Genomic DNA, 20,303 nt, shown 5'->3' with positions numbered 1-20,303 from the left:
AACCAGGACTGGCCGTCAAACGCGGTCTACCTCCAGCCTAATACGCCTCCCGACTCGCGCCTGTCAACAGGGTTGCGCCTCATCTCTTGCTGACAAAAACTGTCGGAGAGACGCCCCCGGACAGGCCGCCGATGCAACCCCGTCGCCGGGCGCTGATGGGCCGTTAGCGGCGGTCTGTCAGTCGTGAGGGGGGGCGTCGGGGCCGTGCTCCAGGTTCTTCGCGAGACCCTCGACGAGGAAGGTCAGCGACTCGACGTCGAGGAAGCGGTCGGCGCTGGCGTCGAAGAGGACCTTGCACTTGGAGGGGAACTCCTCCTCCGGCGGCCAGTAGAGCACGAGCACCGGCACGCGCGGCAGCGCTTCGACGCGCCACGCCACGGGCGCCGGTGCGCCCGCCTCGCGCGCGCCGCCGATCCGCTCGAGCGCGCGCTCCGCCGCCGCGGTGTCGCGGTCGAAGAGCTCCCGCAGCGGCTCCTCGCACTCGCGCGCGAACGACGTCGCCTTGACCAGGCCGCTCCGCAGGTCCGCGAACGCCACCCAGCGCCCGGCCGGCGGGGCGTCGCCCCGCGTCCGCGCGTAGTGCAGGAGCAGGATCTTCGTCCAGGGCGGGACCGGCTTCGCGTCGCCCGCAATGCTGACAGCCCCGTCGCCCGCGACGAGGTAGTCGCGGCCAAGACAGCGGATGCGCAGCGCGCCAGCCTCGAAGACCGCGCCAATCCCCGGCGCTGCGTCGGCCAGCGACAGCGCCGCGACCTCGGCGCGCAGCCCTGCGACGACCGTCTCGCGCCAGTCGCCCTTCGCGCTGCCGCCGACGATCTCCCGCCGCTGCTCCTCGGTGAGCCCGGGGCACGCGTCGGCCGTCGCGTCGCCCTTCGCGAGCGCCACCGCGAACGGCATGCACGCTTTCGGGGCGCACGTGCCGCAGTTGGTCCGCGGCAGTCGCCGGTAGAGCTCCAGGACGTTCATGTCGTTCCTGCCTCTCTGCCCGCCGCGCCCGCGCGCGCGGCCTCGCCACCGCCCAGTTCCCGGAGGCGCTTCCAGAGCGTGACGCGACAGACGCCGAGCGACCGGGCGGCCGCTGCGCGGTTGCCTCGCGCGGACGCGAGCGCCGCTGCCACGGCCTCCCGGGTGAGCGCCGCCCGGCGCCCCGGCGGCGGGATTGACTGGACGCGCTCGCCGGCGAGGTATGCCGGAAGATCGGGGACGTCGATCTCCGCCCCGAGGCTCGTGACGACCCCGTACTCGAGCGCGTTGATGAGCTGGCGCACGTTCCCCGGCCACTCGTGAGCGCCCAGCTTCTCGAGCGCCGCCGACGTCACCCGCAGCCCGGGCCGGCCGTGCGCCGCCCCCATGCGCGCGAGCAGGTGGGCGACCAGCAGCGGGATGTCGTCGGGCCGCTCCCGCAGCGGCGGGAGCACGATCGGGATCGCGTTGACCCGGTAGAGCAGGTCCCGGCGGAAGGCGCCGCCCGCGACGAGGGTCTCGAGGTCGCGGTTCGTGGCCGAGACCAGGCGGATGTCCACCGGCACCGGCGTGTTCTCCCCCACGCGCTCGATCTCCCGCCCCTCGAGCGCGCGCAGCAGCTTGGCCTGCATCGCCGGTGACATGTCGCCGATCTCGTCGAGGAAGATCGTGCCGCGGCTGGCGGCCTCGAGCCGCCCCTGGCGATCGCGCATCGCGCCGGTGAAGGCGCCGCGGCGGTGCCCGAACAGCTCGCTCTCGAGCAGCTGTTCGTTGAGCGCCGCGCAGTTGACCTTGACGAACGGCCCCTCCCGGCGTCGGCTGAGCGCGTGCACCGCGGCCGCAACGAGCTCCTTGCCGGTGCCGCTCTCCCCGAGGACGACCACGGGTGCCTCGCTGCGGGCCGCGTTCTTGATCTGCTCGCGCAGGCGCAGCATGACGGGGTTGCGGCCGACGATCCCGTGGAAGGACTCCTCTTCGCGGAGAGTCCCCGCAAGCTCCTCGATCTGCCGCTCCTTGAGCACGAGCGAGGTGACGTCCGTCATCGTCTCGATGCCGTAGGCCATCCCGCCGCGTCCGTCGCGCAGGACGGTGGCGTTCTTGACCAGGTGGACCTCGCGCCCGTCCTTCGCCCGGATCCGGCAGCTCTTGCGCACCGCCCCGCCGTCGTCGAACAGGGAGCAGCGGACCGCCGTGCGCCCGCCCTCGCGGTAGACGCACGTGTCCGTGTCGAGGATTGCACAGGGCTTGCCGACCACTTCCTCTCCCCGATAGCCCGTGATGTGCTCGGCCGCGGCGTTGAAGAAGACGATCGTGCCCTCGCGGTCCACCACCATCACGCCATCGCTCATCGTGGCGAGGACGCTCTGAAGGAATCCCTTCTTCCTGACAAGGCTGTTCACGTTCATGTTCATAGACTACAAGTAAACGTTTGCGTAAACAATGATAAACATTCCTCTACAAGCTTGCTTTCAGGCCCATATGACACTTCCTGTGGATTATCAGTGTGTTGGATTTCACAGACCGCCGCCCGGCTGTTGGCACGGGCATTGCTGTCTATGGCGTGGAAACGGACGGACGGCAGCGAGAAGGGAATGCGGCCGAGGGACCACCAACAGAGGGAGGAGTCGTGACGAAAGCACCTGGGAGAGTCATCGCCGCGGCTGGGGGCGTCCTCGCCCTCATGCTGGGCACCGCGAGCGCCGAGGCGGGCAAGCCGAACATCATGGAGTCCTGCAAGATCTGCCACACCGCCGCGGACGGGGTGGTGCGCGGCAAGCTGGTGTCGGTGTCGGGCGAGCTGAAGAGCCTGAGCGTGACGGTCGGGCCGCTCGTCTGGATCGTGAAGTACGGCGACGATCTCAAGGTCAAGGAGGGGCAGAGCTTCGGCGGGCCGGCGGCGCTCAAGACGATCCCGCGCGACCGGGAGATCGCGGTCACGTTCAAGGGGAGCGAGGCCGCGCCCGTCGCCACGCAGGTCGCGGTCAAGCAGCCCTTCAAGGTCCCCGAGGCGCAGCTGCTGCCGCTCGAGAAGATGCAGGCCCTGGTCGCACAGGGACCCGAGGCGGGAAAGTACACGCTCGTGGACTCGCGGCCCGGGCCGATGTTCGCCGAGGGTCGCATCCCCGGCGCGGTCTCCCTCCCGTACGCGGCCTTCAAGGAGAAGGCGGCCTCCGTCCTGCCGGCCGACAAGGCTGCGCTGGTGATCTTCTACTGCGCCGGTGAGACCTGAACGCTCAGCCCCTTCTCCGCCCGTGAGGCGGAGGCTCTGGGCTACACGAACGTGAAGGTCTTCCACGCCGGCCTGCCCGCCTGGAAGAAGGCCGGCAACCTCGTCGTCAGCGGCCCCGTCGGGCTCGAGACCTGGATGAAGGCCGGCGAGCCGTTCGTCCTCGTCGACCTGCGGGACCCGGAGGCCGCCGCGAAGGGCTTCATCCCAGGGGCGATCGGCATCCCGGCGAAGGACCTCGCCGCGTGGAAGGAGCGCTTCCCGGAGAACAAGAAGGCGCCGATCGTCATCTACGACGGGGCGCAGGCGGGCGCCGAGGCCTTCAAGACCGTGCGCGGCTGGGGTTACGTGAACGCCACCGTCCTCGTGGGCGGCATCACCTCGTGGAAGGGGGAGCTGGCGACCGGCGCGCTGGCTGCGCCCGCGAAGATCGAGTACACGAAGAAGCTCAAGCCCGGCGAGATCACGATCGAGGAGTTCAGGAAGATCGCCGACACGCGGCCGGCCGACACGCTGATCCTGGACGTGCGCGAGCAGCCGGTGGACGGCGTGCTCGTCGGCGCCCTCCCGATCCCCGAGAGCCAGATCAAGGACCGCTTCGCCGAGGTGCCGAAGGAGAAGACCGTCGTCATCCACTGCAACACGGGCATCCTCGCGAAGAACGCCTACGACCTGCTGGTCTCGAAGGGATACAAGAACGTCCGCTGGCTCAACGCCGTCATCGTCGTCGGCGCCAACGGCGCCTACGAGGTCACTGAAAAGTAGGTCTGTCGGCGTCCCGCCCGCTGCGCACCTACGGCCGGCCTCGAGCGTTGACAGCGCCCGGGGCCGGCCGGAGAATGGCCCTTCACCGCGGCCCACACCGCGAGCGGAGGAGCCAGCCATGGGGTATGTCGATCGGAACCTGCTGCCGGGGGAGACCGTCGAGTACCGCGCCCACCTGCACCCGGTGATCTTCCTGCAGTCCGCGGTCTTTGGCGTCATCGGCCTCGGCTTCGTCGTCTACGGCCTCGCAAGCCCGGGGCTGGCCGTGTTCTGGGTGCTCGGCGCCATCTTCCTCATCTATGCCGCCAGCTTCGGCATCGGCCGCGCGATCCTGTACCTCTCCTCGGAATTCGCGATCACCAACAAGCGCGTCGTGATCAAGGTCGGCCTGATCCACCGGCACACGCTCGAGATGCTGCTGACGAAGGTCGAGACGATCCGCGTCGACCAGGGGCTGCTTGCGCGGCTCATCGGCTACGGTACGATCGTCCTCACCGGCACGGGCGGCACCAACGAGCCCTTCACGTCGATCGCGAACCCACTGGAGTTCCGCAAGCAGGTGCAGGCGCGCGCCGCGGGGCAAGGGTGAGCGCCATGCATCCGCTCAGCGCTTTCGGCCCCGCCCGCTCCACCGTGGAGGGGGCGCCGCTCGCCGCCGAAGAACTGGCCCGCATCGACGCCTTCTGGCGCGCCTGCAACTACCTGGCGCTGGGAATGATCTACCTGCGCGACAACCCGCTGCTGCGCGAACCGCTGCGCCCCGAGCACCTCAAGCGCCGGCTGCTCGGCCACTGGGGGGCGAGTCCCGCGCTCTCCTTCGTCTACGCGCACCTCAACCGGGTGATCGCGGCGAACGACCTGGACATGATCTTCATGGCCGGCCCCGGCCACGGCGCCCCGGGCGTGCTCGCCCCTGTCTACCTCGAGGGGACGTACTCGGAGATCTACCCCGACAAGGGGCACGACGAGGAGGGGCTGCGGCACTTCTTCCGTCAGTTCTCCTTCCCCGGCGGCATCGGCAGCCACTGCACGCCGGAGACGCCCGGCTCGATCCACGAGGGCGGCGAGCTCGGCTACGTCCTCTCGCACGCCTGCGGCGCGGCCTTCGACAACCCGGAGCTGATCGTCGCCGCCGTCGTCGGCGACGGCGAGGCCGAGACCGGGCCGCTGGCGACCTCCTGGCACATCACGAAGTTCCTCAACCCGGTGCGCGACGGTGCCGTGCTGCCGGTGCTCAACCTCAACGGCTACAAGATCAACAATCCCACGCTGCTGGCGCGCATCAGCGCGGAGGAGCTGTCCTGGCTGCTCTACGGCTGCGGCTGGACGCCGTATTTCGTCGAGGGCTCCGACCCCGAGAGCATGCACCAGGCGATGGCGGCGACGCTCGAGCAGTGCGTGGCCGAGATCCGCGCCCTCCAGGGCCAGGCGCGCGCCGCCGGCGACCCGACGCGCCCGCGCTGGCCGATGATCGTGCTGCGCACGCCGAAAGGGTGGAGCGCCCCGGCCGAGATCGACGGCCACCAGCTCGAGGGATCGTGGCGCGCGCACCAGGTGCCGATCGCGGATGTCCCGCAGAACGCGGAGCACCTGGCGCTGCTCGAGCGCTGGCTGCGCAGCTATCGGCCCGAGGAGCTCTTCGACGCGGCGGGCCGCCCCGTCGCGCAGGTTCGGGCCGCCGCGCCGGCCGGCGCCCGCCGCATGGGTGCCAACCCGCACGCCAACGGCGGCGTCCTCAAGAAGACCCTCTGCCTGCCGGACTTCCGCGACTACGCGGTCGCGGTGAAGCGCCCGGGGGCCGCCGAGGCCGAGAACACGCGCCCACTCGGCGCGTTCCTGCGCGACATCATGCGCAAGAACCCGGGCATCTTCCGGGTCTTCGGCCCCGATGAGACGACCTCGAACAAGCTGGACGCGATCTACGAGGTTTCGCGCAAGCTCTGGCTCGCCGAGAGCTTTCCCGAGGACGCCGACGGCACGCAGCTCGCCCCCGACGGCCGGGTGATCGAGATGCTCAGCGAGCACACCCTCGAGGGGATGCTCGAGGGGTACCTGCTGAGCGGGCGGCACGGCTTCTTCTCGACCTACGAGGCCTTCGTCCACATCGTGGACTCGATGTTCAACCAGCACGCCAAGTGGCTCGATTCCTGCAACCGTCTCTCCTGGCGCGAGGAGGTGGCGTCGCTGAACCTGCTGATCACCTCGACCGTCTGGCGCCAGGACCACAACGGCTTCACGCACCAGGACCCGGGCTTCCTCGACCTCGTCGTCAACAAGAGCCCGGCGGTGACGCGGATCTACCTGCCGCCGGACGCCAACTGCCTGCTGTCGGTCGCCGATCACTGCCTGCGCAGCGAGAACTACGTCAACGTCATCGTCTCGGACAAGCAGCGGCACCTGCAGTACCTGGACCGGGACGCGGCGATCACGCACTGCGCGAAGGGAATCGGCATCTGGGACTGGGCCAGCTCGGACCAGGGGGTCGAGCCGGACGTCGTCGTCGCCGCGGCGGGCGACATCACCACCCACGAGGCGCTCGCGGCCGCGGCGCTGCTGCGCGAGGCGTTCCCGGACCTGAAGGTGCGCTTCGTGAACGTGGTCGACCTCTTCCGGCTGGCGCCAGCCGCGGAGCACCCGCACGGGCTCGCCGACACCGACTTCGACGGGCTCTTCACCGCGGACCGCCCCGTGGTCTTCAACTTCCACGGCTACCCCTGGCTCATCCACCGCCTGGTCTACCGGCGTGCCAACCGGCTGATCCACGTGCGCGGCTACAAGGAGAAAGGGAGCATCAACACGCCGATGGAGCTGGCGATCAACAACCAGGTCGACCGCTTCAGCGTCGCGATCGACGTCATCGACCGCGTGCCGCGGCTGCGCGTCGCCGGCGCCCACGCCAAGGAGCACTTCCGCAACGCGCAGATCGCCTGCCGCCGCCACGCGCACGAGCACGGCGTGGACGACGCCGCCATCACCGGGTGGCGCTGGCCGGGATGACGCTCGAGCAGTTCGTCGCGACCTACGGGCTCTGGGCGATCCTCGTCGGCACGTTCTTCGAAGGCGAGACGATCCTGATCCTCGGCGGGTTCCTCGCCCACCGCGGCTATTTCCCCCTGCCCTGGGTGATCGCGGCCGCGTTCGCGGGCAGCTTCAGCGGCGACCAGCTCTTCTTCCAGATCGGGCGGCGGCGCGGGATGGGTGCGTTGGCGCGCCGCCCGCACTGGCAGGAGCGCACCGCGCGGGTGCGCGAGCTGCTGCGGCGCTATGAGACCCCGGTGATCCTCGGCTTCCGCTTCGCCTACGGCTTCCGCACCGTGACGCCCGTGGTCCTCGGCGCCACCGGCACGCGCCAGCTGCGGTTCGTCGCGCTCAACGCCGCCGGGGCCGCGGTCTGGGCCACGGCCATCGCGGCGCTCGGCTACCTGCTCGGCCACTCGATCGAAGCGCTGCTGGGCGGGGTCAAGCGCTTCGAGCTGGCGATCGCGGGGGGGATCCTTCTGGTCGGGGCCGCGGCCTGGCTGGGTCGGAGGTGGATCGGACGCCGGAAGCGACGACCTCGCTGAGACACGGGGCTGCGCTGTCGGCGCCCCGAGGCCACCAGCGACCGGGAGAGAGGCGCCGGTCCCGGGCAGCGGCGCTGCCCGGGACCGCGATCGGGTCAGCTCAATTGCAGGTTCCGGCGCACAGGAACAACGGGTCGGGCTCGTACTGCATGGTGGCGAAGCCGCTGCAGCAGACAGCCGCCGCCTGGCCGATCCCCGCGACCTGGCAGGCGCTGGTGTCGGCGAACGTCCCGCCGGTCACCGTGAAGACACCCGAAGCGGGTATGCAGTTCGAGCAATCGGGCAGGAGCGCCTTGTAGCTCGCGTCGTAGGAGGCGACGCACCTGAGAGTCCCGCCGCCGCCCGCGGCCGGCCCCCCGAGGAGCTTGCTCGCCCCGAAGCTCACCGTGAACTCCCTGTCGCTGTTCACGGCGCTGGTGGCCCCCTCGAAGGTGCTGCGGTCGACGACGATGCCGTACTGGTCGGCCGTGCCGTCGCCTTGCGCGACATTCTCCATCCCCATCGCCAAGGCGTCCAGTGCGCGGGCGGTCACATTCGCCATCCGCGTCCGGCACTCCCCCTCGTTGCGGACGCCGGTGTTCCTGGCGGTGCTCCCCAGCGCGAGGGCGGTCGAGTCGCTGATGACGGGGGACGAGACGCCGACGTAGATCCCGACATTCCCGACGGTCCCCCCGCTTGGACCGGACGCGGTCGCGGCGACCCGGCGCAGCACGGCGCCGCTGCTGGAGGAGAGGCTGACGCCGATATTGAATACCGAGCCGTCCCTTCCCGTCGCGTCCACGTCCTCGAGTCGCGGGGCTGCACTGTCGGAGTAGACGGCCGCGGTGCGGTCGCCGCCGCCCGCGATCGCCGTCACGTGCGACAGAGTCGGCGCCGAACCCACGGCGCAGTAGACCCCGAAAGAGTAGGCCCCCGCGCCGCCCTGCGTCGGCGATGCCGCCCGGGCGGTCACGTGGAGCAGCGACGGTGTGGTGTCGAGCGGCGCGAGGAAGGCCACCGGACGGATGTCGTCGCTGGTGTTCTCGACCGTCAGGAATCGAATCTGTGCCGCGCTCGCCCCCCGCACCGTCCCGGCAAAGTATGGAGCAGTGCCGGTAATGCGGGTCGCCTCCTCGCCGGAGCCTTCGATGTCGACGAAGGACTGCATTTGCACGGAGGACGTCCCGACGTCGTAGACCCCGGGCATGATCCTGACCAGCACCGGAGCCGCGGCGGACGGCGCCGGGATCATCGTCGCGACCGCGGCCATCGCCGCGACCGGCGACGCGAAGTCGCCACCGCCGTTGATGTCGACGACGATGACGCGGGAATAGAAGCCGATCTTCGACGCGGTCACGGCCCCGTCGGCCAGATCCGCGGCGAGGACGTTCCCGTCCCTGATCTTGGCGGAGGTCACCGCGTTTGCCGCCAGGTCGGCGCCGGTGACGCTCCCGTCCTTGATCTTCACGGAGGTCACGGCGCTGTTCTGGATGTGGTTCGTCTTGATCCCCGCGCCCGCGTTCGTGTTCTGCCCGGTCGTGTTGTCCGCCTCCCTGATGCTCCCGGAGAGCACCTCGTCCACCGCCCCGGCCGACGGGATCCGGGCTCCCAACGCCGCGAAACACAGCACCGCACCGACGACGCCCCGCCACGTCCGCATGTCCGCACGCTCCTCTCCGCCTGTTGCGCCGACAATACCTGCGCCTATTTCATTTCTCAACGTTATTGCGTCCCGTGAGCGCGGACGGCGCTCTCCAGGGGGCGGGACGCGGAGCGACACGCGGCTACAAGCCGCCCTCGCGCGTCTCGGGGACGACCAGCGGCCCGGCGGGGACCGCAGCGCCCGGCGCGCGCACGACCGTCACGGTGCACGGCGCCTCGGCCGCGACCTGGGCCGAGACGCTGCCGAGGTGGCGGCGCAGGGCGGAGGCGCCCCGCGCCCCGATGACAATGTGGTCGACGTGGTTGGCGCGCGCGAACTCCACGAGCGCGGCGGCGGGGTCTGCGGCGTCGAGGACGTGGAAGCTCACGCGGCCGGCGGGCAGATCCAGCGTGCGGGCCCACTCCTTGAGCTCGACGAGCCGCTGGACGTGGACCGCGCGCCCGCCTTCGGCAACGTTCAGCCGCATCCCGGGCGCAAGCCGGTGCACCGTCACGCAGGTCAGCCGCGCTTCGACGTCGAGTTCGAGCGCGCCGAGCGCGGCGATCCGCAGCGCTTCCCCGAGCGCCTCCGAGCCCTGCGCGACGTCGACGGCCGCCATCACGATCGGCACCCGCTGGACGCGCCGACGCCGGGCCGCAGCCCGGGTCGACCCGCGCGTCGGCGCGAGCGCCGCCAGCAACCCGCGCCCGCGGCGCACCGCCCGCGCGATGAGACCGCGGCCGCCAAGCCGCGTCGCGCGCTCCGTGAGGACGACCCGGTCCGGGTGGCGCAGATCGAACGCGAGCTGCGACGCGCTCTCGTGCCGCTGCGCCGGGTCGACGTCGAGGCAGCGCATCACGATCTCCTGCAACCAGGGCGGGCACGCCGGGGCGAACGCGCGCGGCGGGACCGGGTCGTGCGACAGCCGGCGCCGCAGCCCGCGCGGGCTCTCCGGCGCGCCGTGGGGGGGCCTGCCGGTGAGCAGGGCGTAGAGAATCGCGCCCAGTGCGAACAGGTCGCTGCGCAGATCGTCGCGCACCCCGAGCACCTGCTCCGGGGCCATCCAGGCCGCGGTCCCGAGCGGGCGGCGAAAGGCCTCGCCCAGGAGGTCCGGGAGCTGCGTGTGATGTGCCAGGCCGAAGTCCAGCAGCACCGCCGCCCCGTCCGGGCGGAACATGACGTTGTCCGGCGAAAGATCGAAGTGGATCACGCCCTGCTGGTGCACCTCGTGGAGCGCGTCCGCGAGTCGCGCGCCGATGTCCGCGACCTCGGCCGGGGGCAGCGGCGCCGCGGCCAGGCGCTCCTCGAGCGTGGGGCCCGGGATGAACTCCATCGCGAGGTAGGGCTGCTGGTCGAAATCGGCGCTGGCGATGAACCGCGGCACGTGCGGGCCGGCGAGCCGCGGCAGGATGACCAGCTCCGCCTGGAAACCGACGATGGCGGCCGGATCGTCCCGGTTGCCGGCGCGCGGGACCTTCAGCGCCATCGGGAAGGGGACGTCGGGCCGCGACGCCCGCCAGACGGTGGCCATCCCTCCCTGGTGCAGCCGCTCGTCGATCCGGCAGCCGGCCAGCACCGTCCCCGGCACGAGGACGTCCGCCCCCCGCGACGCCATCACTCCCCCGCGGCGAGCCGCGCCCCGAAGCGCTCCGGGAGTCCGGCGGCCCGTATCTTGCGCGCGGTGGCATCCACGTCGAACGGCACCCTGTGGTATTCGAGAAGGCGCGTCCGACCGTCGTAGACTGCATAGCAGGCCGCGGGGACGCCGTCGCGCGGCTGGCCGACCGAACCGGGATTGACCGCCCAGCGCTGCAGCGGGACAAGCGGGATCTCCACTCCCGGGGAGGGGGCGAACGCACCGACCGGCCCGACGGTGCCGAGGTGGTAGAGGGCGGGCTCGTGCGCGTGCCCGAAGAACGTCAGCCGCCGCTGCGTCGCCGCCAGGCTGCGCGCCGCTCCCTCGGCCGTCGTCAGATACTCCCAGCGCCGCGGAGCCCAGGCGTTGGCGTGCACCAGCAGCAGCTCGCCGGCCTCGATCGTCGGCGGCAGACCCGCGAGAAACGCCAGGTGCACCGGGTCGAGACGCTCCCGGGTCCAGAGCACCGCGGCCGCGGCGTCGGCGTGCATCGTGGGCTGGGGGCCATGGACCACGGCCTCGTCGTGGTTGCCCAGCACCGCGACCGCGCCCTCGCCGACGAGGCGCACGATCTCGTCGAGCACCCACGCCGGGTCGGCGCAGTAGCCGACGAGGTCGCCGAGGAAGACCGGCCGGTCGTACCCCAGCCGGCCCGCGTGCGCGAGGCACGCCGCGAAGGCCTCGCGGTTCGCGTGCACGTCCGCAAAAAGCGCCAGCCGCTGTCCGGTGAGGTCCACAGGGGCATCATAGCAAAGGGGGCGGCGGGGACGGTGCACCCGGCCCGGGATACCGGCCTCAGGCGACCCGCGCCACATCCCGGCGGCGGCGAACGAGCTTCTCGACCTCTACGGCGACGAAGACCACCGAGGACAGCGCGAGGGTGAGTCCCAGCTCGGCGGCCGTCAGCGGCGCGGTCTTGAAGACGGGGTTGAGCGACGGCACGTAGATCGTCGCCATCTGGAGCGCGAAGGTCAGGACGACGGCGCCGGCGAGGGGTCGATTCGAGAGCAGCCCCTGGGAGAAGAGGGACGCGCTCTCCGAGCGGATCGCCAGCACGTGTCCCATCTGGCTGAAGCAGAGCACCGTGAAGACCATCGTCTGCCAGTGCGCGAGGCCGGCGCCGATCGACCAGGCCTGCGTGAGGATGCTCGCCGCGCCCATGAGCAGCCCGACCCAGAGGATGTGCGCGCCCAGGCCGTGCGCGAAGATGCTCTCCTGGGGCCGGCGGGGCGCGCGACCCATGAGCCCCGGCTCCGCCGGCTCGGCCGCCAGCGCCAGGCCGGGGAGACCGTCGGTGACGAGGTTGATCCAGAGGATGTGGATCGGCAGCAGCGGGATCGGCAGGCCGAAGAGCGGCGCCAGGAAGAGCGTCCAGATCTCGCCGGAGTTGCAGGTCATCACGTACCGGACGAACTTGCGGATGTTGTCGAAGATCCGCCGCCCCTCGCCGACCGCCTTGACGATGGTCGCGAAGTTGTCGTCGAGGAGGATCATGTGCGCGGCCTCCTTGGCGACGTCCGTCCCCGTGACGCCCATGGCGATGCCGATGTCCGCGCGCTTGAGCGCCGGCGCGTCGTTGACGCCGTCGCCGGTCATGGCCACGAACTGCCCCCGGTCCTGGAGGGCCTTGACGATCTTGAGCTTCTGCTCGGGCGCGACCCGCGCGTAGACGCGGATCTCCTCCACCCGTCGCTCGAACTCCTCGAGGGTGAGGGCATCGAGCTCGCGCCCGGTGATGACCCGCCCCGGCGCGTGCCCGTCGTCGAGGATGCCGATGCGCCGGGCGATGGCGCGCGCGGTCAGCGGGTGGTCACCGGTGATCATCACGGGCACGATGCCCGCGACGCGGCAGGTCCGGACGGCCTCCCGCGCCTCCGGCCGCGGCGGGTCCATCAGCCCCGCGAGGCCGAGGAACGTCAGGCCGGTCTCCGCCCCCGCCTCCGCCGGGTCGTCGGGGAGCCGCTCCCAGACCCGCATCCCGATCCCCAGCGCCCGCAGCCCGTCCGCGGCGATCCGGTCCGCTTCCGCCAGCACCCCAGCAGCCTCCAGTCGCTCGTCGCCCCGCGCCGTGAGCGAGGAGACGGAGCGCTCCAGCACCACCTCCACGGCCCCCTTCGTGAAGGAGACGACCTTCCCGTCCCTCCAGGCGTGGAACGTCGTCATCAGCTTGCGCTCCGAGTCGAAGGGCAGCTCCGCCAGCCGCGGATGGTGCTCCTCGAGCCGCTCCTTCGCGAAGCCGCAGCGATCGGCGAGGGCGAAGAGCGCCGTCTCGGTCGGGTCGCCGAAGAGCGCGCCGGCGGCGTCCCGGCGCGCGTCGTTGGAGAGCGCGAGCGCGGTCAGCAGCATCGCCAGCGGCCGGCCGCCCTCCGCACCCGCGGCCTCCGGGACCTCGCACAACTCGGCCGCCCGCAGCAGCCGCCCGCCGGCGTAGACCTCCTCGACGGTCATCCGGTTCTGCGTCAGCGTGCCGGTCTTGTCGGAGCAGATCCAGGTCACCGAGCCGAGCGTCTCCACGGCGGGGAGCTTGCGCACGAGCGCGCTCTGGCGGACCATCTTCTTCGCCCCGAGCGCCAGCGAGATGGTGACCACGGCCGGGAGCGCCTCGGGAATCGCGGCCACGGCGAGCGAGACCGCGGTGAGGAACATCAGGAGCGGGGGCTGCTGGCGCAGGACGCCGACCGCGAACATGATCGCGCAGATCGCGAGCACCGCCAGGGCGATCCGCCTGCCGAAGGCGGTCAGCCGCTTCTGCAGGGGCGTCTTGACCTCCTCTTCCTCCTGGAGCATCGCCGCGATGCGGCCGAGCTCGGTGCGCATGCCGGTGGCGACGACGAAGCCGGCGCCGCGCCCGTAGGTGACGCGCGTCCCCTTGAATGCGAGGTTGGTGCGGTCGCCGAGCGGCAGCTCGGGTTCGGCGAGCCGGGCGGTCCTCTTCTCGACCGGCACGGACTCGCCCGTGAGCGCGGCCTCCTCGACCCGCAGCTTCGCGGCCTCGCTCAGGCGCAGGTCCGCGGGGACGATGTTCCCGGCCTCGAGGTGGACGAGGTCCCCGGGCACGAGGTCCGCGGCGGGAATCGACACGGGGACCCCGTCGCGGACGGCCGTCGCCAGCGCCGCCGCCATGCTCCTGAGCGCGGCCATGGCCTTCTCGGCGCGGTACTCCTGGACGAAGCCCAGGACGGCGTTGAGCACGACGATCACCAGGATCGCGACGGTGTCCGCCACCTCGCCGAGCGCGCCGGCAAGCAGCGCCGCCGCGAGCAGCACGAGGATCATGAAGTCCCGGAACTGGTCGAGGAAGATCGCCAGCGGCGTGCGCCGGCGCTTCTCGACCAGCTCGTTCGGGCCATGCCCGGCCAGCCGCGACGCCGCCTCTGCCGCGGTCAGCCCGTCCGGGCTCGTGCCGAGCGCCGCGAGCGCCGCGGGGACGTCGAGGCGGTGCCAGGGCGGGCGCGCCCCCCCGGCGGCGGCAGCGGGCGCAGATCCGCTCCGCCGGGGTGTGCCGCCGTCCTCGATGCCGCCCGCACTCATGATGAATGGCTCCGTTGCCCGCTCAAAAGAAAAGACCTTTGCCGCGGCACTGCCTGCGCCGCAACAAAGGTCTCGCCTGTTCGGTTTCCCGAATCCGGCGCCACCGGGCCCCCGTGGGCCGTCCTGACGATGGTGGCCGGTTCAGCTACTCCCCGATGTCGCCCCGACCATAGCAAGACCCCCGGGGCGGGTCAAGCGGACACCCCAATAGCGGGGCCGCCCGGCGCTGCGCTCACCCCGCCGGCTTCTCGCGACCGGCGCCCCAGCGCGCGACGAACCACGTCGCGGCCGCGAGCGCCGCGGCGCCGCCCGCGACCATCGGCGCGCTCCAGACGTCGCGCGGCAGATTCTCCCAGAGCCCCCAGATGCCGAAGGCGACGAAGATGGCCGCCGCGCCCCATTTGACCGCGCGCTCGGGAATGCGCTTGCCCATCACGATGCCGACCCCGATGCCGATCGCGTCGGCGACCATCATCCCGGCGGTCGTCCCCATCCAGACCGACCAGATCGCGTTGTACTTGACCGCCAGCGAGATCGTCGCCAGCTGGGTCTTGTCCCCCATCTCCGCGATGAAGAAGGCCACCGCGACCGTCCAGAACGGGCTGAAGTGATAGCGCTCGTCCTCACCCTCCAGACGGTCACCGCGGATGGTCCAGAGCCCGAAGAGGATGAACGACGCGGCCGCGACGATCTTGATGGTCGCGAGCGGCACGACGGTGGCCAGCCAGCTGCCGGCGGCGGCGGCCATGAGGTGATTGGCCATGGTCGCCACGAGGACGCCGCACATCACCGTCTGCCAGCGGAACTTCGCCGCAAACGCCATCGCGAGCAGCTGGGTCTTGTCCCCCATCTCCGCGAGGACGACGAAGGCCAGCGAGGCCAGGAATGCGGACATATCCCCTCCCCGCCTGCGCTAGACGCGGCTGGCGGTGTCGGCCTCGGCCACGCGCACGAGGAGTACGGGGACCGCCGCGCGCTGCACGACGCGATGCGCGGTCGAGCCGACGAACAGCTCGCCCACGGAGGTGTGCCCGTGCGAGCCCATGACGATCGCGTCGGCGCCGACCCGCCGCGCCTCCTCCAGGATCACCTGGTCGGGTCGGCCGCGCTCGACGCGGACCTCCGCGAGCAGGTCGCGGCCGTCGGCCGCGTGGCACGACTCCTCGCGGCAGAACGCCTCCAGGCGCGCCACGAGCGAGCGCTGCAGCTCCCGCCAGCGCTGCCCTTCGACCCCGCCGGAGGCCCCCGCCCCGGCGTAGAGCTCGACCATGTGGCGGGCCGAGGGGCCGAGCGGCTCGACGGCGTGCACGCAGACCACCCGGCCGCCGTAGCGCGCCGCGAGGCCCAGCGCGTGGCGCAGCACCCCCGGGGCGGTGCGGCCGAGGTCGGTGGCGTAGAGGATCGTCCGGTACTCGGGCAGCATCGCGGGTGCCTCCTTCAAGGCATGAAGTGAGAGGGGAGCCAGAGCGAGATCGACGGGAAGAGCAGCAGCACCAGCAGCATCAGCGCCATCCCGGCGATGTGCGGGTAGATGCCGCGGTAGATGGTGCCGACCGGGGTGCCGGTGACGCCCGAGACCACGAAGGCGTTGATCGCCACCGGCGGCAGGATGACGCCGATCATCGTCACGACCGAGACGATGACGCCGAACCAGACCGGGTCATAGCCCATCTTCAGCACCACGGGGAGGAAGATCGGCGTGGCGAGGATCAGGAACGCCAGATCCTCGATGAACGAGCCGCCGATGAGGTAGACGGCGATGATCGCCAGCATGACCACGAAGGGGGGCAGCGAGAGCGCCCCCAGCCAGTCCGCGACGCGCGAGGGGATCTGGGTGACGACGAAGAAGTGCCCCATGATCGTCGCGCCGGCGATGAGCGTGATCACCATGCAGGCGATGCGCAGCGCGTCCAGCAGCGCCTTGCCGAAGCGCCGCGGGGTCATGTCGCGCTTGGCGGCGGTGAGCACGAGCACCGCGAAGGAGCCGACGCTGCCGGCCTCGGTCGGGGTGAAGAAGCCCTTCATCAGGCCGCCGACGACGAGGAAGAAGACCAGGAGCACCCAGAAGATCGGCGGCAGCGAGCGCAGGCGCGCCCCCCAGCTCGAGCGCTCGCCGGCGGGGCCGAGCGCCGGGTTGATGCGGCACCAGCCGTAGAGGGTCACGACGAAGGAGCAGGCGATGAGCAGCCCCGGGATGATGCCGGCGAGGAAGAGCCTGCCGATCGACGTCTCGGTGAGGATGCCGTAGACGATCAGCGTCACGCTCGGCGGGATGAGCACGCCGAGGGTGCCCACCGTCGCGACCGTGCCGCACGAGAGGCGCTTGTCGTAGCCGTAGCGGTCCATCTCGGGCACCGCCACGGTGGCGAACGTCGCGGCCGTGGCCGGCGAGGAGCCGCAGATCGCCTTGAAGCCGGTGGCGGCCGCGACCGTGCCGATCGCCAGGCCGCCGGGCACGTGCCCGATGAAGCGGTACGCGCAGTCGTAGAGGGCGCGCGCGATCCCGCCGCTGGCGCCGACCTGCCCCATGAGCACGAAGAGGGGTATCACCGTGAAGCCGTAGGAGCCGAAGACCGCGACGACGTCCTTGGCCATGAGGTTCAGGGCCGCCGGCAGGCTCACGATCCAGGCGAAGCCGATGACCCCGGCGATCGCCATGGCGAAGCCGATCTCGACGCCGAGGCCGAAGAGCCCGAACAGCAGCAGGATGACGACCCCGCCGATCGCGGCGTGGCTCACGGCTGCGCCGCCTCGGCGGCGCCCTGCGCCTCCTCCGGCAGCGCCGTCGCCGCGAGCACGAGGCACTCGACGGCGCAGGCGAGCGCGAGCGCGAACGCCGGCCAGGAGAGCGGCAGGCTCAGCAGCGGCGTGACGTCGCCGGTGCGCCGCAGGTCCAGGCCCATCGCCGCCAGGTGCCAGGTGAGGACCGCGAAGAGCCCGATGCCGACCAGGCGCGTGAGCAGGCTGAGGACGCGGTTGGGGCCGGCCGGCAGGTGACGGGCGAGGAAGTCCATGAGCACCTGCCCGCGGTCCAGCGAGGTCTGCGGCAGCGCGAAGCCGACCGCGAAGGCGCCGAGGAAACCGACCAGCTCGTACGTGCCGACGATCGGACGCCGGAAGGAGCGCAGGAAGACGTCGGCGACGGTGAGGAGCATCATCGACGCGAGCGCCGCCGCGCCCGCCCAGTGCAGGGCGCGCGCGAGCGGGCGGACGAGCGCGAGCATGGGACCCCGGCGAACGCGGCGACTACGGGTTCGCCTTGAGCCAGTCCTGGACGAACTTCAGCGCCTCGTCGCCGGGCAGCCCCTTGCCCTTGGCGGCGGCGACGTAGTCCGCGAGCATCGGCCGCACCTTCTCGGACCAGCGGGCGTCCTCGGCCTTCGACAGCTCGATGATCTTCACGCCCTTGGAGAGCGCGAACTCGGTGCCGGCCTTGTCGAAGTCGTCCCAGGCCTTCCCGGCCTTGTCGACCCACTCGGCGTTGACCGCCTCGATCGCCGCCTGCGCCTCCTTCGGGAGGGCGTCCCACTTGGCGCGGTTCATGGCGACGAAGAAGCCGACGGAGTACGAGGCGCCCAGGTCGCGCGTCGTGTACTTGACGACCTCGGCGTACTTCCAGCCCTTGAGCGTCTCGATCGGCGAGACGAGCCCCTCGACGACGCCCTTCTGCAGCGCGTCGTAGGCCTCGTTCTGCGGCATCGCGACGGGCGTCGCGCCGAGGGCCGAGACGATCTTCGCGCTGGTGCCGGTGCCGCGGATCTTCATCCCCGCGAGGTCCTCAAGCTTCTCGACCGGCTTCTTGGTGTGGAGGATGCCGGGGCCGTGGGCCATGAGGTACATGATCTTGACGTCCGAGAGCTCCCTGGGCTGGAACTTCTGGTAGTAGGCGTTCGCCAGGCGCGTGGCCTGCAGGCCGCTCGTGTAGCCCAGCGGCAGGTCGAGCACCTCGGTCAGCGGGAAGCGCCCCTTCGAGTAGCTGAAGACCGACAGGCCGATGTCCGCGATCCCCTTGACGACGCCGTCGTACGTCTGGTCCGGCGGCATCAGCGTCGCCCCCGCGAAGATGTTGACCTTCACGGCGCCATTGGTGCGCTTCTCGACCTCCTTTGCCCACTCGGTGGCGAGCAGGGTGTGTCCGTGCGTCGCCGGGAAGAAGATGGCGTAATTCAGCTCGGCCGGCGCGGCGCCGGCGCCCGCGGGGAGCAGGGACAGGGCCACCGTCGTCGCGGCCAGCAGCGAAAGCACTCTCTTGATCATCGGCGTCCTCCCGGCAGTCATGCCCACGGTGTGCGCTCCTCCTCCAAGGCCCGGCGGTCTCCTGCGGACGGGCGGGACTATTTGCCCGGTTCCGGCGGGGTTTGTCAACCCGCGCCGGCGGGCCGCGGCGGCGGCCCGGGAGGCGGGCCGGAGGGCGCCTCCTTGACAGCGGGCGCGGCTTGAGGAATAGATACGGGCAACACCCGGTCACCGGTTCTGGCGCGCGGGGGAGCAGTGAAAACCATCTATTCGGGCATTCTGCGCCGCTACCTGCGGCTGAACATCCGCGCGAAGATGCTCTTCGCCTACCTGCCGCTGGTCGTGCTCGTCGTCGCGCTCTCGGCGGCCTACGTCCTGCGCCTCGAGCGCATCATGGCGATCAACGAGGACATCCTCGAGCGGGACATCCCGGCCGCCGAGGCCGCGGGCCGCATGATCGACAGCCTGCTCTCGCAGGAGCTCTACGCCAACCGCTTCTTCATCCTCCACAGCGTCGAGATGCGCGAGGCCTTCGCGCTGCGGGGCGCGGAGTTCAAGGACGGGCTCGCGCTGCTGCGGCAGAAGGCGCCCGCGGCGCTCGCCGCGCGGGCCGAACCGATCGCCGCGCTGCACCAGCGCTACGAGAGCCTCTTCCTCGAGCAGTTCGCGGCCGGCGCACCCGCCGCCGAGGCCGCCGACGGGTTCCGGGAGCGCGTCCGCGCGGTGCAGGACGAGATCATCGGCCAGCTCAAGCAGGTCGAGGCGGAGGCCCGCTGGGCGCAGGAAGAGCGCACGCGCCGCATGGCCGAGATGCAGCGCGGCACCTTCCGGCTGATGATCGCCCTCTCGCTCCTCGGGGTCGTCGGCGGCGCGGGGGCGGCGCTGCTGATCACGCGGGACATCGCCCGCTCGATCGGCCGCCTCAAGGCCGCCACCGCGCAGCTGGCCGAGGGAAAGTTCGACGAACTGCCGAGCCTGCGCGGCCAGGACGAGCTGGGGGAGCTCTCGTGGGCCTTCTACGAGATGGGCCAGAAGCTCAAGGCGCTCGAGCAGCTGAAGCTCGACTCGAGCCCGCTCACGCACCTGCCGGGGGGCCTCGCCATCGAGAACGCGCTGCGCTCGCGCATCGAGCACGCGGCGCCGTTCGCTTTCTGCCTGATCGACATCGATAATTTCAAGGCCTTCAACGACCGCTACGGGTACTCGCGCGGCAACGCGGTGCTGACACAGGCAGCCCGGATCATCGTCGAGGTCGACCAGGCGCTCGGCGACCCGAAGGACTTCGTCGGCCATATCGGGGGCGACGACTTCGTCGTCATTTCCGTTCCGGAGCGTTTCGAGGCCATCTGCCGGGAGATCATCGCGCGCTTCGACGCCGCCGTCCCCGCGCTCTACGACGCGGAGGACCGCGAGCGGGGCTATATCGAGGGGGAGAACCGCCAGGGCGCGAAGTCGCGTTTCCCGTTCGTCTCGCTTTCCATTGCCGTGGTCACCAACCAGAAGGGGCCCATCGAGAACCAGATCAAGGTCAGCGAGATCGCGGCGGCGCTCAAGGAGTACGCCAAGACGATCGCGGGCAGCAAGTTCATCGTCGACCGCAGGACGCGCGAGGCCGGCGACCTGTCGGTGGCGGGGGCGCAGGACCCATGAGCGTGCCGCGCGTCGTTGCGGCGTGCCGGTGGGCGCGCGCCGCCTGTGCGGCCGGGGTCGTGGCGCTCATGGCGGCATGCGCGCCGGCTCCGCCGGCGGCAACCCCGCCGG

17 protein-coding genes are annotated in these 20,303 nt (G+C 71.3%); 6 read left to right on the top strand and 11 right to left on the bottom strand.

Features of this window, described 5'->3' with window-relative positions; all coding sequences use genetic code 11:
* Window positions 1–177 precede the first annotated feature (177 nt).
* Both VI078_15920 and VI078_15915 read right to left on the bottom strand, forming a co-directional pair.
* The gene (locus VI078_15920) at window positions 178–966 is read right to left on the bottom strand and encodes a DUF3786 domain-containing protein (GenBank protein HEY6000774.1); all 789 of its coding nucleotides are present in this window, start codon (window positions 964–966) and stop codon (window positions 178–180) included.
* Window positions 963–2,369 (bottom strand): sigma 54-interacting transcriptional regulator, encoded by a 1,407-nt coding sequence (locus tag VI078_15915; protein ID HEY6000773.1) that lies wholly within the window; start codon window positions 2,367–2,369, stop codon window positions 963–965. The genes VI078_15920 and VI078_15915 overlap by 4 nt, the downstream gene beginning before the upstream one ends.
* Before the next feature lie 221 nt (window positions 2,370–2,590).
* Here VI078_15915 and VI078_15910 point away from each other — a divergent pair, with 221 nt between their 5' ends.
* From VI078_15910 to VI078_15890, 5 genes are all read left to right on the top strand, one after another.
* Window positions 2,591–3,193, top strand: coding sequence for a rhodanese-like domain-containing protein (locus tag VI078_15910; GenBank protein HEY6000772.1), 603 nt, complete (start codon window positions 2,591–2,593; stop codon window positions 3,191–3,193).
* A gap of 51 nt (window positions 3,194–3,244) precedes the next feature.
* Window positions 3,245–3,955, top strand: a complete 711-nt coding sequence (locus VI078_15905) for a rhodanese-like domain-containing protein (GenBank protein HEY6000771.1) — start codon at window positions 3,245–3,247, stop codon at window positions 3,953–3,955.
* Between the two features lie 118 nt (window positions 3,956–4,073).
* On the top strand, window positions 4,074–4,544 hold the full coding sequence (locus VI078_15900; protein ID HEY6000770.1) for a PH domain-containing protein: 471 nt from the start codon (window positions 4,074–4,076) through the stop codon (window positions 4,542–4,544).
* A 5-nt stretch (window positions 4,545–4,549) separates the two neighbouring features.
* Window positions 4,550–6,952 (top strand): phosphoketolase family protein, encoded by a 2,403-nt coding sequence (locus VI078_15895; protein HEY6000769.1) that lies wholly within the window; start codon window positions 4,550–4,552, stop codon window positions 6,950–6,952.
* Window positions 6,934–7,518, top strand: coding sequence for a DedA family protein (locus VI078_15890; protein HEY6000768.1), 585 nt, complete (start codon window positions 6,934–6,936; stop codon window positions 7,516–7,518). The genes VI078_15895 and VI078_15890 overlap by 19 nt, the downstream gene beginning before the upstream one ends.
* A 100-nt stretch (window positions 7,519–7,618) precedes the next feature.
* On the opposite strand, the gene VI078_15885 is transcribed toward VI078_15890, so the two are convergent.
* The 9 genes from VI078_15885 to VI078_15845 form a co-directional block, all read right to left on the bottom strand.
* Window positions 7,619–9,157: a hypothetical protein gene (locus VI078_15885; GenBank protein ID HEY6000767.1), complete on the bottom strand. Its 1,539-nt coding sequence runs from the start codon at window positions 9,155–9,157 to the stop codon at window positions 7,619–7,621.
* Window positions 9,158–9,281: 124 nt separating this feature from the next.
* Window positions 9,282–10,754, bottom strand: coding sequence for a bifunctional serine/threonine-protein kinase/universal stress protein (locus tag VI078_15880; GenBank protein ID HEY6000766.1), 1,473 nt, complete (start codon window positions 10,752–10,754; stop codon window positions 9,282–9,284).
* Window positions 10,754–11,512, bottom strand: a complete 759-nt coding sequence (locus VI078_15875) for a metallophosphoesterase family protein (GenBank protein ID HEY6000765.1) — start codon at window positions 11,510–11,512, stop codon at window positions 10,754–10,756. Before VI078_15875 ends, VI078_15880 begins: the two co-directional genes overlap by 1 nt.
* 58 nt (window positions 11,513–11,570) lie before the next feature.
* Window positions 11,571–14,306 (bottom strand): cation-translocating P-type ATPase, encoded by a 2,736-nt coding sequence (locus VI078_15870; GenBank protein HEY6000764.1) that lies wholly within the window; start codon window positions 14,304–14,306, stop codon window positions 11,571–11,573.
* Window positions 14,307–14,538: 232 nt separating this feature from the next.
* Window positions 14,539–15,201, bottom strand: a complete 663-nt coding sequence (locus VI078_15865) for a TMEM165/GDT1 family protein (GenBank protein ID HEY6000763.1) — start codon at window positions 15,199–15,201, stop codon at window positions 14,539–14,541.
* 18 nt (window positions 15,202–15,219) lie between these two features.
* The gene (locus VI078_15860) at window positions 15,220–15,729 is read right to left on the bottom strand and encodes a universal stress protein (protein HEY6000762.1); all 510 of its coding nucleotides are present in this window, start codon (window positions 15,727–15,729) and stop codon (window positions 15,220–15,222) included.
* Between the two features lie 14 nt (window positions 15,730–15,743).
* Window positions 15,744–17,045: a TRAP transporter large permease gene (locus VI078_15855; protein HEY6000761.1), complete on the bottom strand. Its 1,302-nt coding sequence runs from the start codon at window positions 17,043–17,045 to the stop codon at window positions 15,744–15,746.
* Window positions 17,042–17,530, bottom strand: coding sequence for a TRAP transporter small permease (locus VI078_15850; GenBank protein ID HEY6000760.1), 489 nt, complete (start codon window positions 17,528–17,530; stop codon window positions 17,042–17,044). The genes VI078_15855 and VI078_15850 overlap by 4 nt, the downstream gene beginning before the upstream one ends.
* A 22-nt stretch (window positions 17,531–17,552) precedes the next feature.
* Window positions 17,553–18,563, bottom strand: a complete 1,011-nt coding sequence (locus VI078_15845) for a TRAP transporter substrate-binding protein (GenBank protein ID HEY6000759.1) — start codon at window positions 18,561–18,563, stop codon at window positions 17,553–17,555.
* A 234-nt stretch (window positions 18,564–18,797) separates the two neighbouring features.
* Between VI078_15845 and VI078_15840 the strand changes: the two genes are divergently transcribed.
* A complete protein-coding gene (locus tag VI078_15840) occupies window positions 18,798–20,192 on the top strand; it encodes a diguanylate cyclase (GenBank protein HEY6000758.1) in 1,395 nt (464 codons plus the stop codon).
* Window positions 20,193–20,303: the final 111 nt, after the last annotated feature.

It is taken from the genome of bacterium (assembly GCA_036524115.1).
Classification (GTDB): Bacteria; JAUVQV01; JAUVQV01; order JAUVQV01; family DATDCY01; genus DATDCY01.
This window is presented reverse-complemented; position numbering and strand designations above follow the sequence as displayed.

Excerpts from the sequence above, each read along its gene's own strand:
- VI078_15845 (HEY6000759.1), bottom strand. The coding sequence starts at position 18,563 with ATGATCAAGAGAGTGCTTTCGCTGCTGGCCGCGACGACGGTGGCCCTG.
- VI078_15920 (HEY6000774.1), bottom strand. The coding sequence starts at position 966 with ATGAACGTCCTGGAGCTCTACCGGCGACTGCCGCGGACCAACTGCGGC.
- VI078_15860 (HEY6000762.1), bottom strand. The coding sequence starts at position 15,729 with ATGCTGCCCGAGTACCGGACGATCCTCTACGCCACCGACCTCGGCCGC.
- VI078_15915 (HEY6000773.1), bottom strand. The coding sequence starts at position 2,369 with ATGAACGTGAACAGCCTTGTCAGGAAGAAGGGATTCCTTCAGAGCGTC.
- VI078_15880 (HEY6000766.1), bottom strand. The coding sequence starts at position 10,754 with ATGGCGTCGCGGGGGGCGGACGTCCTCGTGCCGGGGACGGTGCTGGCC.
- VI078_15850 (HEY6000760.1), bottom strand. The coding sequence starts at position 17,530 with ATGCTCGCGCTCGTCCGCCCGCTCGCGCGCGCCCTGCACTGGGCGGGC.
- VI078_15870 (HEY6000764.1), bottom strand. The coding sequence starts at position 14,306 with ATGAGTGCGGGCGGCATCGAGGACGGCGGCACACCCCGGCGGAGCGGA.
- VI078_15865 (HEY6000763.1), bottom strand. The coding sequence starts at position 15,201 with ATGTCCGCATTCCTGGCCTCGCTGGCCTTCGTCGTCCTCGCGGAGATG.
- VI078_15885 (HEY6000767.1), bottom strand. The coding sequence starts at position 9,157 with ATGCGGACGTGGCGGGGCGTCGTCGGTGCGGTGCTGTGTTTCGCGGCG.
- VI078_15895 (HEY6000769.1), top strand. The coding sequence starts at position 4,550 with ATGCATCCGCTCAGCGCTTTCGGCCCCGCCCGCTCCACCGTGGAGGGG.
- VI078_15900 (HEY6000770.1), top strand. The coding sequence starts at position 4,074 with ATGGGGTATGTCGATCGGAACCTGCTGCCGGGGGAGACCGTCGAGTAC.